This is a genomic window from Flavobacterium sp. 2755 (assembly GCF_031455715.1).
Taxonomy (GTDB): Bacteria; Bacteroidota; Bacteroidia; order Flavobacteriales; family Flavobacteriaceae; genus Flavobacterium.
Genome location: NZ_JAVDTG010000006.1, coordinates 278,831 through 294,029 on the forward strand (window position 1 = coordinate 278,831; position 15,199 = coordinate 294,029).

The 15,199-nt window shown below is 33.6% G+C and carries 10 protein-coding genes; 5 read left to right on the forward strand and 5 right to left on the reverse strand.

Features of this window, described 5'->3' with window-relative positions:
- Positions 1-137: 137 nt before the first annotated feature.
- Positions 138-1,433 (forward strand): porin, encoded by a 1,296-nt coding sequence (locus J2Y38_RS16070; RefSeq protein WP_309844430.1) that lies wholly within the window; start codon positions 138-140, stop codon positions 1,431-1,433.
- Positions 1,434-1,569: 136 nt separating this feature from the next.
- On the opposite strand, the gene J2Y38_RS16075 is transcribed toward J2Y38_RS16070, so the two are convergent.
- From J2Y38_RS16075 to J2Y38_RS16085, 3 genes are all read right to left on the reverse strand, one after another.
- Positions 1,570-2,646: a glycosyltransferase gene (locus J2Y38_RS16075; RefSeq protein ID WP_309844431.1), complete on the reverse strand. Its 1,077-nt coding sequence runs from the start codon at positions 2,644-2,646 to the stop codon at positions 1,570-1,572.
- Positions 2,647-2,941: 295 nt separating this feature from the next.
- On the reverse strand, positions 2,942-3,514 hold the full coding sequence (locus J2Y38_RS16080) for a hypothetical protein (protein WP_309844433.1): 573 nt from the start codon (positions 3,512-3,514) through the stop codon (positions 2,942-2,944).
- Positions 3,515-3,578: 64 nt separating this feature from the next.
- Positions 3,579-7,010 (reverse strand): hypothetical protein, encoded by a 3,432-nt coding sequence (locus J2Y38_RS16085; RefSeq protein ID WP_309844434.1) that lies wholly within the window; start codon positions 7,008-7,010, stop codon positions 3,579-3,581.
- Positions 7,011-7,206: 196 nt separating this feature from the next.
- On the opposite strand from J2Y38_RS16085, the gene J2Y38_RS16090 reads away from it, so the two are divergent.
- The 3 genes from J2Y38_RS16090 (at position 7,207) to J2Y38_RS16100 (ending at position 11,681) form a co-directional block, all read left to right on the forward strand.
- Positions 7,207-8,268 carry a helix-turn-helix domain-containing protein gene (locus tag J2Y38_RS16090; protein WP_309844435.1) on the forward strand — a complete coding sequence of 354 codons (1,062 nt, stop codon included), beginning with the start codon at positions 7,207-7,209 and terminating at the stop codon, positions 8,266-8,268.
- Positions 8,269-8,270: 2 nt separating this feature from the next.
- Positions 8,271-9,320, forward strand: coding sequence for a helix-turn-helix domain-containing protein (locus tag J2Y38_RS16095; RefSeq protein ID WP_309844436.1), 1,050 nt, complete (start codon positions 8,271-8,273; stop codon positions 9,318-9,320).
- A gap of 114 nt (positions 9,321-9,434) precedes the next feature.
- Positions 9,435-11,681, forward strand: coding sequence for a TonB-dependent receptor domain-containing protein (locus J2Y38_RS16100; RefSeq protein ID WP_309844437.1), 2,247 nt, complete (start codon positions 9,435-9,437; stop codon positions 11,679-11,681).
- A 197-nt stretch (positions 11,682-11,878) separates the two neighbouring features.
- Here J2Y38_RS16100 and J2Y38_RS16105 read toward each other — a convergent pair whose 3' ends face one another.
- Both J2Y38_RS16105 and J2Y38_RS16110 read right to left on the reverse strand, forming a co-directional pair.
- Positions 11,879-13,138 (reverse strand): aspartate kinase, encoded by a 1,260-nt coding sequence (locus J2Y38_RS16105; protein ID WP_309844440.1) that lies wholly within the window; start codon positions 13,136-13,138, stop codon positions 11,879-11,881.
- A 185-nt stretch (positions 13,139-13,323) separates the two neighbouring features.
- A complete protein-coding gene (locus J2Y38_RS16110; RefSeq protein ID WP_291152579.1) occupies positions 13,324-13,818 on the reverse strand; it encodes a GNAT family N-acetyltransferase in 495 nt (164 codons plus the stop codon).
- 250 nt (positions 13,819-14,068) lie between these two features.
- Between J2Y38_RS16110 and fbp the strand changes: the two genes are divergently transcribed.
- The gene (gene fbp, locus J2Y38_RS16115) at positions 14,069-15,076 is read left to right on the forward strand and encodes a class 1 fructose-bisphosphatase (RefSeq protein ID WP_309844447.1); all 1,008 of its coding nucleotides are present in this window, start codon (positions 14,069-14,071) and stop codon (positions 15,074-15,076) included.
- Positions 15,077-15,199 lie beyond the last annotated feature (123 nt).

The following is a 15,199-nucleotide window of genomic DNA, read 5'->3' on the forward strand; positions in this document are numbered from 1 at the left end:
ACAAAGGTTTTAACAATAAATAAACATACGATTTTAGTCGATAACATTAAATTTTTATTATAGTAACATCTGGTTAATGATTTCTTAACATAGGTGAGTCATCTTTGCATCCTGAAATTAAGGGAATTAAAGAACTAATGATAAAAAGAAAAATATTAGCCGTTTTAATGCTGATTACTTGTGCTGCAAATGCACAGGAAATAAACAAACAAGAAGTAAAAAATGAAGTACTTCGTATTTTAGATTCCATCAACAAAGCAAAACTTCCGGAAACTAAATCTGGAGGAGGAGTTGAAGAACACTGGTACGACAGAATCTCTTTAAGAGGTTATGCTCAAATTAGATACAACGGACTTTTCTCTACAAATGATAAAGTTTCCTGCGAACAATGCGATAAATCCTGGGGAACAACTTCAACTGCTCCAGACGCAAAAGCAAATAACGGACTTTTTATTCGCCGTGCACGTTTAGTGTTTTCAGGACAGGTTCATCCAAATGTATTTTTCTATTTTCAACCTGATTTTGCGAGTTCACCAAGTACGGGAATTCAGAATTTCGTTCAAATTAGAGATTTATATTTTGACCTTTCTTTTGATAAGAAAAAAGAATACCGCGTTCGTGTTGGACAGAGTAAAATTCCATACGGATTTGAAAACATGCAGTCAAGTTCACAGCGTTTAACGCTTGATCGTGCAGATGCCATAAACAGTTCAATAGCAAATGAGCGTGATTTAGGAATCTTCTTTTACTGGGCACCGGCCGAAATTAGAGAGCGTTTTGCCATGCTGGTTAAAGACGGATATAAAGGTTCTGGTGATTTTGGTGTATTTGCTTTAGGAGTTTATAATGGACAAATTGCTAATAAAATAGACGGAAACAGAGATTTAAATGTGGTGGCCAGAGTAACATATCCATTCGTAATTGGAAATCAGATTATCGAACCTGGAATTCAGGCTTACACAGGGAAATGGGCTTTTACCGGAGAAATTTCTAATGGTGTAACAGTTAATGATCCGCAATATGTGAAAGACCAAAGACTTGGGGCAACTTTTGTTTTATATCCAAAACCATTCGGAATCCAGACAGAATATAATATAGGAAGAGGTCCGCGTTATAATACATTAACCAATCATGTAGACGAAACAGATTTAAACGGAGGTTATGTTTTATTAAACTATAAATGGGACATTAAAAAACAGCATATTTATCCTTTCGCCAAATTTCAATATTATGACGGAGGAAAAAAATATGAAAAAGATGCCAGAAGTTATGTCGTAAGAGATTACGAATTTGGTGTCGAATGGCAGCCAATTAAAGCTTTTGAATTAACGGCAGAATATGTAATCGCCGACAGAACTTTTGAAGACAGCGCGCTTCCAATAAACAGACAACAAGGAAATGTATTGCGATTACAAGCGCAGTTCAACTTCTAACAAATAAAATTCCGTGTCAATCCGCGTTTTCACGATATTGAATCCGTTTAATCTGCGTCGAAAATTAGACAGAGATTAAACGGATTTGCTTTTGCAAAATCGCGGATTTACACAGATTTTATAATCTTTTCTTTTTCTAAAGATGATCTTCAAAAACACTAAATAATAAGTCCCAGTCTATTTCATTTTTAAATTGGGACAAACCTTTAAACGACTTTACTTTTGATAAATCTTCAATCGTAAAGTCGTCTTGCATTGCATACGGGACAAGATTTTCTTCCTGAAGTTTTACCGCCAGATATTCCTGTTCATACTGTCCCGGCGTAGGAATAAAAAAAGCTTTCATTCCTAATTTAGCCAAATCCATAACAGTGGTATAACCAGAACGGCAAAGTACAATTTCACTTTCGTTAAAAGTTTGTTCCAGTTGTTTTGAGTTCATGAAATTATAATAGGTAACATTTCCTGCTTCCCATTTTTCCTGGGTTTTCTCAACAATTCCCTGTACAAAAACAACCTTTCCATTAAATTTAGCAGCTTCTTTTTGCAGTTTTTCATCCAGAAAAGTACGCTGAGGTTCAGGCCCTGATAAAATAATCATCAAGTCATAAATTTTTGGCGTTTCCTTTTTCTTCATTCTGCTCAAAGGACCAATATATCGCAGGTTCAGTTCATCTGTTTTAAGATGTCCTAAATCTCCCGTAAGATTCACTTTATCATTAGAATCTGGAACCCAGCATTCTGTATGCTTTTTTATAAAATGCTGATGACATTTACTCGTAAACCAAGTTGTGTTTCCTGTCATTACATTCAACTGATGTGTCATAAAAACAGAAGGTACTTTTTTGCTGAAAACACCCAGTCGGTTATCAGAAATAATTCCGTCAATACCATGTTTTTTAATCCAGCCGTTCACCATTTTCTTTTCATCTAAAATGGCCGTAATCATTTTTGGAAGATTTTTAATCAGCTTCCATTTAAAGTTTTTACCATTCTTAGCATATTCAATATGATAAGAAGGCAGCTCCAGAGTTTGAATGTATGGAAATTCCTTTCGTAATAAAGCCAGCGCAACACCGTCAGAAGCAATAATCGGAATATAATTATTTTCTTGAAGCGCCTTAATTATAGGGATACATCTAGTGGCATGCCCAAGTCCCCAATTTAACGGAGCAACTAATATAGTTTTGTTAGCAGAATAATCAATGCTCATAGTTTTTAACGCTTTTAAAAAACGAAGATAGATAAATATGTTTTTTATGTTATTTCGCACACATTACTAAATTATTAACTCTACAGGCATCCTCAGGCTTTATTTTTCGTTAAAAAGAAGAAGAAAATACACCAATACAAAAAACAAAGTTACTTATATGTTAAGTTGCTAAGGTACTGAGATACTAAGGTTCTAAGTTTTTTCTCAGTAAATAAAAAAGCCGAACGTAAGTTCGGCTTCAAGTCTTGTATCAGTATCTTAGAAACTTAGCAACTCAGCATCTTAGTATCTTTTCTTAATCCTGAATATAAGTTTTGTTTCCGTTTTTGTTAATATAGTATTTTCCACCTTTTGGACCAGTGTACACTTTTTTACCATTGTATTCTCCAGTAACCTTATCCGGTGTTTTTGGAGCTTTTTCATTGGTTTCTTTTACAGTTTTTGTGGCTGTCTTTTTAGCTGCTGCGGCATCTTTCTTAGCAGATTTACTTGCTGCGTCAGCATCGGCTTTTGCTTTTTTGGCGTCAGTTTTTGCACCTTCAGCTTTATCAGAAGCTTTTTTTGCTTTAGCTGCGTCAGATTTTGCACTTGCTGCTTCCTTTTTAGCTTTTGCAGCTTCTTTGTCTGCCGCTGCTTTAGTTTTGGCTGCCGCATCTTTTTCCGCTTTCGCAGATGCGTCAGTAGCTTTTGATGCTTCTTTTTTAGCTTTAGTGGCTTCTTTTTTAGCATCGGCTTTTGCTTTGTCAGCATCAGATTTTGCTTTTTTAGCCTTAGCCTCTGTTTTCGCCTTAGTGTCTTTAGTTGTTTCCTGCGCGTAGAAATTAGTAGATAAAACTACTATAAAACAAAGTAATAATAATTTTTTCATGGTGGTTTAGAGTTTAAATTTCATTTAAAATTAAGCAATTAATTCTTATGTTTTTCGTAAAGTGTTAAAAATAAGCACGAAGCTGAACATTTCCAGTATGTATCGTATTTCCAGTCTCGCTTTTACGTCCCTGATAATTTAGATTAACATCTAAAAAAGAAGTAATATTTTTTTGCAAAAGCAATTTCCAGACTAAATTCTGACCCGCCTGTAATCCTTCCAGCATTTGAAAACCAACAGAAGAAAACTCATTTCCCGTAAACTTATTTTCATAAAAAGAAAACTCACCATTTACCGTTACTTTCTTTTCACCCGCAAAAGAAAATGAAGTTCCAAGTCGGTTTTGGACTAAACTCTCCTGATTTCCAATTTTGTTTTCTTTGTTTTGAAACTCATAAAAGAAATCCAGACTTGTATTTTTAGAAAACAAATAACTGATTTTTGGCGCCACCTGATAGCCTTTTAAATCATAATTCTTTTCGACAAAATCCTCCGAAATCAAATCTGTTTTTATCGTTTTGGTAAACAAATTAAACAGCCAGCTTTTTTGGTACAAATGCGTATACTGCAATTGATGCGAACTGTTTTTGACATTTTGAGAACCAATAGAAAGCAAATTTTTACCATTATTAATAAGGTAAGAATACGTAACAGAATGTTTTTGCTTACCGCGATTGTAAAACAAACTATTCCTGAAACTGGAATTTAAACCCAGAATATTTTCCTCTGAAGAATAAAACGGGTTCAATTCTAAACGATCGCCATTGCTTCGCACTTTGCGGTCCATAATAAACGAAGTCTGATTATAGAAATAAGAAAGCAGTTTTTTCCAGCCCTTTTCATTCTGCCATTGCAGCGGATTCAAAATAACCGATTGCGAAAATTTATTCTGATTCGTTTTAATGTAAATCTGATTCGGGAGAAAGATTCGAATATATTTCGCCTGATCCGGAAAAGCAGCAATTTCGAATTCTTCCAATTCCTGAATTCCATTTCCGTTATAATCGTTCCAGGTATAAACGCCTTGTCCCGTTGGAACTTCAACATATGTAAATTCCTGCTGAGCAATAGTTCCCGAACTTGTTTCGTAAGCCGTTCCAATCTGCATAAACTGATTAAAAAATCGGTCGTTATACAAAATTCTCGAATTTAGCGAAGGCTCATTTTTTCTGCTCGAATCTGTAAAATCAAGATTTCGATAACTGGCGTAAACCGCTAAATCAGTCGTTTTATTCTGAATTAATTTTGACTTTAAAAAGTACGTCTGCGAATTGTTTACATGCTGTAAAAGCCCATTTTGCAAACTATCGTTTCTACGCTGTAAATAACCTAATTCAACAAAAACCTTTGTACTGTCGCCGCGTCCAACAAAAACACCGTATTCAGAAAACCTTTGGCTTAAAGCCGAAAACTGATTCGTAACTTTATCTTTTTCCTGATTATCTTCAAGCTGTAAACTTCCGCCAATCCAGTTTTTACCAAAATGATATTTTGCCCGGGTTTGGTTTCTGATAAATTTTGAAGTCGAAGCCGTCGCATCAGAATTTAAAAAACTACCCTGATTTTGAATCGTCCATTGCTTCAATTTAAATAAAGCCGTTGTTGTATGGCGCGTTCCTGAATAGCTTTCGGTAAAATCTAATTTCTCAAATTGATAGGTAAACAAACCAATATTTGACGTTTCTTTCTTAGCAAATAAATCAAAATTAACGCCCGTAACCAATAAACTCTGATTGCCTAAAAGTGTCGAATTTAAATTCCAGTCTCGGTTAAACTCAATATTATACAAACGCTCGACTGATCTAAAATCTTTCTGCACAAATTGATAATTCGCAAAACCGTCCAGAGTCCAGTCTCTGGTAAAAAGACGTTTTTTAATATTCGTTTTAAAAGCAATTCCTTCATTGTCAGAATCGTCAATTCCGGAGAATAAATTTTTATCGTTATTACTCATGGCAATTTCAAAATCGACAAGCGTTTTTTCATCAGGATTGTATTTTCCTAAAAAAGTCGCAACCTGAATTTTCATAGGCGCAACAAGCTGAACAATAGGTTCGTAATTTCCCTGCGGAATACCGCCAACAGGCGAAACATATTCGTAAATTCTTTCGACAGAATTTGTATTCTGAATAATATAATTCCCCAGATTATTGCCAACAAGACTGAACTTTACATTGTACAAAACATCGGCAGAATTGTTGGAATATTCATAAACTTCAACCCCGTTTACAATCGTTTTTTTATACAATATTTTATTGTCGGCATATTTATCTTCATAAGCAGAAGGCGCTGTCATTTTACTTGGATCGTCGCCCGCCTGACCTAAAATCTGAACTTGTTCTGTAGAAAGATTTTGTTGTAAAGGCTGATTTTTCAAATCATTTTCAGAATACAAATAACCGCCAAAACTCCAGTTTTTGTTTTCAGTTGTTGCTCCAGCGTAGGTAACTAATCGGTTATAATTTCGTTCAGAATATTGATATTCAACATTAATTCTCATTTCAGAAGTAATAGGAAAAAGCGAAGTAAAAACAATTTCGCCCGCATTATAATCAATAACATAATCATTGTTTTCGCCTCGTTTGAGCAAAACACCGTTTACATAAACACGCTCAGAACCGGAAATAACCAAAACATACAATTCGCCATTTTGGCCTTTTAATTTATACGGTCCCTGATTTACTTCCTGACCCGTAAAAGTACTTTTGGCATATTGCCCTTTTACAAACGAAACCGAAGCAAAAACATTGGTTTTACTTTTTTCTGTATCAAAATCAAAACTGGCAGAAAGTCCCTGAACTTTTTTATTGAAACTCAGGAATTGTGTTTTCCGATTCTCCAGAAAAACATCTCCCGCCCGAATGTTCCAGTCATCCGTAAAAAGTTCCATAAAAATATTATCAAACTGATCCAGTTTTTGGGAATAACCGCCATCCTGAAGCGGAATATTATTATCCTGAAGTGAAGCCCGCAAACTTACTTTATCTGAGATTTTTCCCGTAATCTGTAAATCCAGATTAGAATTTAAAACCGTACTTTGATTATTTCCAATCGTAACGCCGCGGGTAATACTTCCGGAAGTATTTAAACCATCAAAAGGCGTCACTTTTTTAGCATTGGCATTGTCAATTTTGTATAATTTTTGAGTTCCAACATCATTGCTTACAACCTGACTGTCTTTGTAAAGACCATATTCTTTCGTTAGAAAATCAGGATAATTGAGATAATTGACAATTAAAGTATCCGAAACTGAAGTGAATTTTTCATTTAAAAGAAGCGTTCCTTTTTGAAAATCAATTTTGTAAAAACTCGAATCAATTGGTTCATTTTTACTGTTTAAAATTTCAAAAAAGCTGGAGTTTATGCTGAATTTTTCAAGATAAATTGTGTCTTTTACAGCAATTACTTTTTTTGTTTTGTACAGCGATTCCGTATCCTGCGCCATAAGCCCGGAATACCAAAACAGTACCGCAAAAAACAGTAATTTTTTCAACATAAACATTTTAACTCTAAAAATTCAAAAGTAGTATATATAATCAAGAAATTGCGAGGCTTTTATTTATTGGGAAACCAGCTGATTTTGAGCTCAATCTCTCATTGTATATATGATATTTAATTATAATTTGAAGTAGAATTCTTATCACACATCAATCTTTTTTTTAGCTTTGTTCAGTATATAACGAATTTAAAATATGGATACTGGCAAAGAACTTTTATTCTTTTTTAGTGCTTTGGGAGCTTTCAACGGAGTAATTCTTGGGATTTATTTTTTCTTTTTTACCAAGAAAAAATACCTGACCAATTATTTCCTTGGCGCACTTTTGTTTGCTTTAAGTATCAGGATTGCCAAATCTGTATTTGTTTATTTTCATCCCGAACTTCCCAAAATGTATTTGCAGTTTGGGTTAACAGCCTGTTTTTTTATTGGTCCTTGTTTGTATTATTTCCTAAAATCAGCAGTTGAAGAAATCAATGTAATGCCAAAATCATGGAAATTTATTCTGCTGTTTTGGGGAACCATAATTGTTGCTGCCGGAATTTTATATCCTTATGAATACTATCCCGAACTTTGGAGAGGTTATTTTATAAAAATCATTTACTTTCAATGGTTTGTTTATATCGTTTTATCAGCCTTTACAATTAGTGGTATTATAAAGAAAATAGGCAGTACAAAAGAAAAAACAACGCCATCTGAAATGTGGTTTGGAATGCTTTTTCTTGGAAATTTTTTATTGTTTCTTTTTTACTTTTTAGCCATTATGGGCGCTCCGGGTGCAACCTATATAAGCGGAGCCGTTGTTTTTTCGTTTATTTTATATTTGATAATTTCCATTCTTTTATACCGAAAAAAAACCGACGATTTGTTTTTACTGAATGCCCAGAAAATTTCAGGTAAAAAAATAGATTCGGCGGAAGCCATTATTATTTCTGAAAAGTTAGAAAATATAATGAACGACAAAAGTTTGTATAAAAATCCGAATTTAAACCTGCAGGATTTGTCCAAAGAAATTAATATTTCGAGCCATCAATTATCGCAATTTTTAAATAACAATCTCGGAAAGAATTTTACCAGTTTTGTAAACGAATTCAGAATCAACGAAGCTTGTAGAATAATCACTTCAAAAGATAAACTGACATTAGAATCTGTGGGTTACGATGTGGGTTTTAATTCAAAATCTACATTTTTCGCCGCTTTTAAAAAACATACCGGAACAACGCCGCTCAATTATCAGCTTCAGGCATTACAAACTTAAATATGAGTTTAGGTAAAGAAATATTATTCTTTTTTGGAGCTCTAGGCGCTTTCAACGGATTTATTCTGAGTCTGTACTTTTTGTTTTTTACAAAGAAAAAATACCTTTCTAATTTATTTCTTGGTGCACTTTTATTCGCCTTAAGCACTAGAATTGCCGTTACCGTTTTTGTATATTTCAATAATAATCTGCAGAAAAGCTATTTGCAAATTGGTCTTTCGGCGGGTTTATTAATCGGGCCGCTTTTATATTTTACTTTAAAATCAGGAATTCAGAATACAATTTCGGTAAGATGGAAATCGCATTTAGCTATTTGGATTTTGACTATTTTGATAATTGGTTTTGTATTTCCATACCAAAATTATCCCGTTTTATGGAATGATTATTTTGTGGCTTTTATTTTCCTTCAATGGTTTACTTATATTTTTATTTCAGGTTTTGAAATCAGATTATTATTGGAGAAAATAATTCAGAATTACCAAAACACACTTCCGTCAGAAAGATGGTTTGGAACAATTTTTCTGGGAATTGCTTTAGTATTTATATCCTACTTTTTAGGATTTGTGAGAGTTCCGTTTGTTTCCTGTATTACCGGAGCGTTAGCATTTACTTTTATTTTATACCTGATAATTTTAGTTCTTTTGCACCGAACAAGAACTGATGATTTGTTTTTGCTCAATATTCAAAAAGAAAAAAAATTGAATGAAGAAGAAGCTTTCATTTTGTCTCAAAAACTGGAAAAAATAATGAACGAAAAAGCATTATACAAAAATCCGCATTTGAGTTTAAAAGATTTATCTGAAGAAATAAAAATTCCAAGTTATCAATTGTCGCAATTTTTAAACAATAATTTAGGAAAGAATTTTACCAGTTTCGTAAACGAATTCAGAATCAATAATGCCTGCGAAATTATTACTTCAAACGATAAACTAACTTTAGAATCGGTTGGTTATGATGTAGGTTTTAATTCTAAATCTACATTCTTCGCTGCCTTTAAAAAACATACCGGAACCACACCTTTAAATTACCAAATTCAGGCTTTACAGCCGTAAAAGGAGTATCAATTTATAAATCCGTACTCCTGATTTCGCTTTCTAAAACCTTATTCACAGATTTTCAGATGACTTTTGTTTCAAATAAAGTCAAACCGCTAATCTTTAAAGTTTATGAAATTTCTTATTGTTGTTGTTATTTCTATTTATTGCCTGATTTTTTCATCAATCGAAGTAAAAGCACAAGTCGTAAAAAATAATCGGGATAAATCCTATGTTGAAGAGGATAAACTAATAGAAAAAACAACATTACCAGAGTCTGCTCTGGATTCTATAGTAAAGGATCAAGATCATAATCAGTTAAATGAAGTTGTGGTAAAAAGCAATCCGTCATTATTAAAATATGGTGCAAACGGAACAATCGATGTCAATGTTAAGGGAACAGTTCTCGCAACAAGCAGTTCTGTAAACGAATTATTGAGCCGTGTTCCAAATGTTGTTGTTGCCGAAGGACAAATCAGCGTTCTGGGAAAAGGCGAAGCGATTATTTACCTAAATGGAATCCTGATTAATTACGAACGTTTTGCCGCAATTCCGGTTTCACAGATTGCCAAAATTGAAGTGATTTCAAATCCGTCTTCAAAATATGATGCCGAAGGAAAAGCGGTAGTCAATATTATTACCAAACAAAATATCGAAAACGGGATAATGGGATCAGCAAGTCAGCATGTTACCGTTTCAAAATTTGCCGGAAAAAGCACGAATACACTTCTTGATTTTAATTATTCAAAAGGAAAATTCTCTTTTATAACCAATTATGGTTTGCAATTAGGCAAAGGTCGAGAATTATTGTACACCACAAGAACGCGCCCAAATCCTGATGAATATATGAGATCCGTTTTAACAACAGACTGGAGAAGGGAATATAATAATTATTCGAATTTTGGATTTGGTCTGCAGTATACTTTCTCTGAAAAAAGTTATGTTTCATTGGCTTACAGCGGGAATATTGAAGATTTGGGCGGAGTTGTAGAAAGCAGAAATTCAATTACAAATAATACCGGAAACAGTTTTTATGCTACCGATATTGCTAAAAATGATGTTTTGCTGAATCAATTTGTAAACCTGAATTATAATATAATAACGGATCCAAAAGGTTCGTCGTTGTTTATAGGAACGCAATATTCCAATTACAACGGAACGATAAGAGATTTTATCGAAGAAAACAGTTTGGTTGATGAAAGCAACATTCAAAAATATCTGAAAAATAATGTGGGAAGTACTATAAATATTGTCGCTGCTCAAGCCGATTATTCGAAGAAAATAAAAGAAAATACCAAACTCGAAATGGGTGCAAAATACAGTTACGCCACCATAAAATCAGGAACAGATTTTTTAATCGCCAATGCCGATGATATAATTTTTGAACCGGATGACGAACTTTCAAGTGATTTTAAATACAATGAAAAAATTGCTGCGGCCTATTTTACTTTTGGAAGTACATGGGGTGAAAAAGTCAATTTTTCAATAGGAGCAAGGGCAGAAAGAACTAATTATGATTTGTATACAAATGCAAACGGAATTCAGAAATTCGGAAAAAGCTATGGTAACTTTTTTCCAAACCTGCTTTTAAATTTTGATTTTTCTGAAGATTGGAAAGGGCATTTATCTTATGTTTCCAGAATTACGCGACCAAGATATCAGGCTTTGAATCCGTATGTTATTTATCAGGATCCGTTTACGACAATTGAAGGAAACCCAAATTTGCTTCCTGAAAAAGTGCACGCTTTTGAAATTGGAACAATGTACAAGAAATTTGATTTTAAAATAGGTTATACTTATAAAATTGATCCTATTTCTGGCGCTGCTTTGCGAGGCGATACGCCAAACAGTTATATTTTAAGATCTTTAAACATTGAGAAAGAACATACTTTTTTTACTTCGCTTTCAAGATCTTTCAATGTCAAATGGTGGACTTCGACTAATACCGTAAGCATGAGTTTAAGTAAATCGATCGATAATTTTTATGAATATGCGTTGGGTCCGGTTAAGCCGCAAATCTATTTATATTCGAATAATACATTTACAATTCCGGATCTTTTTAAAGTGCAATTATTAGCGTGGTATTTAGGAGATAAAAGTTACGGATTACGAAGTGAAAATGCACGCTCAACAGTAACTTTAGGAATCGAAAGAAATTTTTTTAAAGATGCCTTAAAACTAAATTTTACCGCAAATGATATCTTTCACAAGTTCATGGTTTCCGGTGATTATGAAGTCGGGCAAACTCAAATTTATTATCACCGAACTTATACCACAAACTATTTTAAACTAATTGCAACGTATAGTTTCGGAAACTCTAAAAAGACAAATTATAAAAAAACTGAAATTGAGCAGTCAGAGAATAGTAGGGCGAGGTAAATGGCGCACAGATGACGCAGATTAAACTGATTTACACAGATTTTATTTTTATATCTATTGTCATCCTGAGGGAAGTCGAAGGAACGCAAGAGGCTCGACAATCCTAAATATCTAAATAAAAACAAAAAGGCTTCACCAATAAAGTGAAGCCTTTTCAAAAATATCTGAATTTTAATAATTACCTTTTTTATCAAGTATTAATTTAGTTCTTTAGTTACAATCTGCATGGTTTCACGACTTACTTGTTTCAATAAAACCTCTTTGTTTTCTTCAACCGTTTGTGCAGCATTTTCTGTAAAGTGACGAATAGTGTAAAGCGTTACATTTTCATTAAAATCTACTTTGAATTTTTTAGACAGAATTGCATTCAATTCATTAAAGTTTCCGAATTTATCTTCCACACATACAGAAAAACTAATCGCAGAGTTCTGAATCAGGTTTACTTTGATTTTAAATTCGTGGAATAATCCGAAAATCTCACTAATGTTTTCTTCCATAATAAAAGAGAAATCAATAGACGAAAGCGAAATTAAAAGCTGTTCTCTTTTTACAATAAAACAAGGATATTGCGGCTCTAAATCAACACCTTTTGAAACACAAGTTCCTTTTAATAATGGGTTGATAAATGATTTTACGTATAACGGAATTTCTTTTTTCTGTAACGGCTGTAATGTTTTTGGGTGAATAACCGTTGCTCCGTAAAATGCTAATTCGATTGCTTCACGATATGAAATTTGGTTTAATAAACTTGCATTTTCAAAATAACGTGGATCGGCATTCATAACTCCCGGAACGTCTTTCCAAATTGTAACACTTTCGGCATTTAAGCAGTAAGCAAAAATTCCCGCAGTATAATCAGAACCTTCACGACCTAAAGTAGTGGTGAAATTATTTTCATCGGCACCTAAAAATCCCTGTGTGATATTTAGCTGTTTTCTAGGTACATTTTTGCTGATGTTTTGCTGTGTAGCTTCCCAGTCAACTTCTGCGTCTCTGTAATTTGCATTTGTTTTAATGAAATTACGAACATCAAGCCATTGCGTCTGAATTCCTCTGAAATTCATATAATGACTTAGAATATTTGTAGAAATCAATTCTCCAAAACTTACAACCTGATCGTAAACAAAATTGTAGTTTGGTGATTTATTGTGTGCTAAGAAGTATTCTAATTCTGAAAACTGTTCATTTACCGCAGCAAATACAGCATTTTTTTCATCATCAAATAAATCTAATAATATTTGATTGTGGTATTTTTTTATTTCTTGTACAGATGAATTCAACTCTGCCGATTTCTCAAAATAATTCTTGATTACAACTTCAAGAGCATTTGTGGTTTTCCCCATTGCCGAAACGACCAAAATCACATCTTCATAACCCACTTTTTGTAAAACGTCGTATACGTTTCTAATTCCTTCGGCATCCTTTACCGATGCACCACCAAATTTAAATACTCTCATTTTTAATTTTAGATTTTTAATTTTAGATTTCAGATTGAATGAAATCAGGTATTCTTTTATGTTTTTTTGCCACAGATTATAAGGATTAAAATGATTTTACAATCTGTGTCGGTTTGCCACGAATTTCACGAATTAGCACGAATTAAATTAGTGGGAATTTGTGAAATTCGTGGCAAAATAAATTTTTATAATTTTTCTAAGAACGAATTAATTCCTGTTTCATCCATTTGAACAACCTGCCAGCCATCGAGAATTCTCGCGCCGGAATTCTTATAAAAATTAACGGCCGGAGTATTCCAGTCTAAAACATTCCATTCCACTCTTCTAACATTGTCTCTTTTTCCTTGTTTCATTATTTCGGCATAAAGTGCAGATCCTAAACCGGTACCGCGCATTTTTTCCTTTACAATTAAATCTTCAAGGTGTATTGTTTTTCCTTTCCAGGTTGAGTAACGGTAATAAAACAACGCAATTCCCACTATTTCTTTTCCTGTTTCAGTTTCGTTTGAATCAATCTCAGCTACAAAAACCTGAAAAAGTGGTTTTTCTCCAAATCCGTCACGTACTAAATCTTCCTCTGTAATGACTACAGCATCAGGTTCTTTTTCGAATATTGCCAGCTCCTGAATTAACCCCAAAACCGATTTCATGTCCTCAGGATTTCCTTTTCTAATATTCATAATTTACTTATTTGTGCCTCATAAAATTGCTTTGTATTTTTAAACTATTCAAAGCAGACTTTCTTTAGAAGCAATTCATTTATTCTTATTATTAACTGCATATTAGCCAAAAAAAAATGTATTTACTGCATTCTTTTTGTCTTTAATTAGCAAATATACAATAGTAGCAAACTAACAAAATAATTTTTAAATCATTCTCACAAAATAAGCGATATTTGTGACTTAAAATTAAAACTATAACGATATAGCAATGGAAGAACGCAATAAAACACTGGGAGAGTTTATTATTGAGAACCAAAAAGCATTTCAGTATTCGTCGGGAGAGCTTTCCCGGATCATCAACTCAATTCGTTTGGCAGCCAAGGTTGTCAATCACAAAGTAAACCAAGCTGGATTGGTGGATATTATTGGCGCCGCAGGCGAGCAGAATATTCAGGGAGAAGACCAGCAGAAATTAGATGTCTATGCAAACGAAGTATTTATCCAGACGTTAATAAACCGTGAGATTGTCTGTGGTATTGCTTCTGAAGAAAACGACGATTTTATAACTGTTCAGGGGAGCGACAACAGTCATAATAATAAGTACGTGATCTTAATGGATCCGCTTGACGGATCTTCAAACATTGATGTAAATGTTTCTGTAGGAACTATTTTTTCTGTTTTTAGAAGAATTACACCAATAGGAACTCCGGTAACAATCGAAGATTTTTTGCAGCCGGGAATTAATCAGGTTGCAGCAGGTTATGTAATTTACGGAACTTCGACAATGCTGGTTTATACAACCGGTTATGGCGTAAACGGATTTACATTAAATCCTGCAATTGGTACATTTTACCTTTCGCATCCTAATATGAAATTTCCAAAAGACGGAAGTATCTATTCGGTAAACGAAGGAAACTATATCCATTTTCCGCAAGGAGTAAAAAACTACATCAAATATTGTCAGCGTGAAGAAGAAGACCGACCTTATACTTCAAGATATATAGGAAGTTTAGTGGCCGATTTTCACAGAAATATGATTAAAGGCGGAATTTATCTTTATCCAACAAGTTCAAAAGCACCAAAAGGAAAATTGCGTTTATTATATGAATGTAACCCAATGGCATTTCTGGCAGAACAAGCCGGAGGAAAAGCAACAGACGGTTTTGGAAGAATTATGGAAATCCAGCCGACAGAACTGCACCAAAGAGTTCCTTTTTTCTGCGGAAGTTATAATATGGTAGAAAAAGCGGAGGAGTTTATGGCGGTGGCTGAGTAAGTTTTTAGTTTTCAGTCTTAGTCACAGTTTTCAGATATAGCAAACCCGACAGATTTTTAAAATCTGTCGGGTTTCATTTTTATAATGGGCTAAAAATGATATTAAGGTAACCTACGTTTTATA